This is a genomic window from Alcanivorax sp. HI0083, assembly GCF_001635175.1.
The window spans coordinates 1-446 of the sequence record NZ_LWFX01001647.1 but is presented as its reverse complement, the minus strand read 5'-3'; the positions used below and the strand labels follow the sequence as shown (position 1 = coordinate 446).

At 62.3% G+C, this 446-nt stretch carries 1 protein-coding gene; it reads right to left on the bottom strand.

Going from position 1 to position 446, the window contains the following annotated elements; translation table 11 throughout:
• Positions 1-446, bottom strand: a 446-nt coding sequence (locus A3754_RS24225; protein WP_197468836.1) for a chloride channel protein, incomplete at both ends; no start/stop codon positions are given.

Here is a 446-nt window from a genome sequence, read left to right as displayed (position 1 = left end):
ACAAAAGATACCGGCAGCCGGTGGCTACAATGGTTGCCAACATCACTGGCAACATGGAACGCCCCCGGAACTCGAACAACAACAACTCCACCGCCAGCAGTACCGCCGACAGGGGGGCGGAAAATACCGCCGCCATCCCCGCCGCGGCCCCGGCCGCCAGCAGGGTCTTTCTTTCCAGCGCGGTGATATGCGAAATTTGCCCAAGCAGCGAGCCCAAGGCACCACCGGTGGCGATGATCGGCCCTTCCGCCCCGAAGGGCCCACCGGTACCAATAGACACCGCCGAGGAAAGCGGCTTGAGGAAAGTAATGCGCGCCGGGATACGGCTGTCATTTAGCAGCACCTGCTCCATGGCCTCCGGTATGCCATGGCCACGAATGGCATTGGCCCCCCAACGAGCCATCGCGCCCACAATGAGCCCACCGATAACCGGGATCACAATCACC